Source organism: Mycobacterium sp. NGS35, assembly GCF_059812855.1.
Window position 1 is genome coordinate 1 of the sequence record NZ_JCALDL010000019.1, and the last position, 1,991, is coordinate 1,991.

Consider the following 1,991-nt stretch of genomic DNA (forward strand, 5'->3'; position numbering starts at 1 on the left):
GGTGCAGCTGACCGTCGGGAGCCCAGCGCACCAAGTCCCCGCTGCGATACATGCGTGCGCCCGGAGCACCGAAGGGGCAGGGAACGAACCGTGATGCGGTCAGCCCTGGCCGGCGCACATAGCCCACGCCGACGCCGTGGCCGGCTACATACAACTCGCCGATCACGCCCTGCGGTACCGGGCGCAACCAGGTGTCGAGCACGAACAGGGCGGCCCCGGGCACCGGCGAGCCGATCGCCACCGCCGCGCCGGGGACCAGCGGGGCGCTGATGGCGGCATACACCGTCGTTTCGGTGGGCCCGTAGCCGTTGACCATCACCCGCCCCGGCGCCCAGCGCTCCACCACCTCTGGTGGGCAGGGTTCGGCGGCGACCATCAACGCTGTTGCGTCGAGGCCCGCGGGGGTCAGCGGGGCGACGGCCGACGGCGTTTGGCTGAGCATGGTGACGCGCTCGTCAATCAGCAAGGCGCGCAGGTCTTTTGTAGATGCCGCGACGGTTTCCGGCACGACGACCAGGCGCCCGCCGTGCAGCAGCGCGCCCCAGATCTCCCACACCGAGAAGTCGAAGGCCAACGAGTGGCTCTGGGTCCACACCTGTGCCGGCCCCATCGCGAAACCGACGTCGAGTCCCTGGAACAGTCGAGTGACGTTGTGATGGGTTACCGCAACACCTTTCGGGGTGCCGGTAGTGCCGGACGTGTAGATGACGTGGGCGACATCGTCGGGCGCCGGAGCCGGCAACGGTGTCGCGGGATAGGTCGGAATGCGCGGGTCGTCGACGTCGATGATCGCCAACCCGTCGCAGCCATCCAGCCGCGACCGCAAATGCGATGTGCTGATCGCCGTGACCGGCGCGGCGTCGTCGACCATGAACTCGATCCGCGCGTCAGGATGCGCCAGATCGATCGGGACGTACGCCGCGCCGGTCTTGAGCACTCCGACGATCGCTACGACCGCGTCGATTGACCGGGGCAGCAGCAGGGCGACGCATCCACCCGGTCCGGCTCCGCAGGCAACGAGCAAGTGCGCCAAGCGATTAGACGCCTCGTCCAATTCCCGGTAGGTCATCGCGTGGCCGTCGCAACGCAGCGCCACCGCCTGCGGGCTGCGTGTCACCTGCTCGGCGAACAGCACCGGAATCGACACCGGCGCCGCCGACTGGGTCGGCACCGCGCGGTGACCGAACTCGTCCAGCCGAGAACGCTCGACAGCGTCCAGCACCTCGATCGACGACAACCGCCGGCTGGGGTCGGCGGCCATGGCGCACAACAGCTTTCGCAACCGCTCGACGAGTGCGTCGATGCTGTCGGCGGCGAACAGGTCGGCGTCGTATTCGAGGCGCAGGCTCAACTGGAGGCCGGGCCGGGCTTGCAGAGTCAGCGGATAGTGGGTGGCCTCCCTGCCGCTGAACTCGGTGATGCCCAGGCCGTTGGAGCTCGCCAACGTGGCGGCGTCGACTGGATAGTTTTCGAACACGAACAGCGTGTCGAACAGCTGATCCAAACCGGTGACGCGGTGGATCTCCGGCAGCGCCAGATGCTGATGTTCCAGGGTGCGGTTGGTGAAGTGGTGCAGCTGCTTCAACAGCCCCGCCGTCGTCGTTGTCGCCGTGACGTTCGCGCGCACCGGCACGGTGTTGATCAACAAGCCGACCATCGACTCCGCACCGGCCAGTTCAGGCGGACGACCGGACACCGCGGTGCCGAACGCCACGTCGTGGCTGCCGGTCAACTCCATCAATATCTGCGCCCAGGCGGCTTGCAACACCGTGTTCACGGTGGTGTGCTGGCCTCGGGCCAGCTCAGCCAGCGCCGTGGTGGTCGCCTGGGAGAGCTGACGCGAGAGCGCCGCGCGCGGGCCCAGACTCAGTCGGCCGGGTGCACCCACCAGGGTGGGAGTGTCAAACCCGGCCAGCACCTCGGCCCATGCCGCGCGCGCGGCCGCCTGGTCCCGCCCGGCCAGCCAGCTGACGAAGCTGCGGTACGAGCCT

At 68.6% G+C, this 1,991-nt stretch carries 1 protein-coding gene; it reads right to left on the minus strand.

What is annotated here, in order from left to right:
- A partial coding sequence (locus AC5Y4C_RS20925) for a non-ribosomal peptide synthetase (RefSeq protein ID WP_500008525.1) occupies positions 1 to 1,991 on the minus strand: 1,991 nt, incomplete at both ends.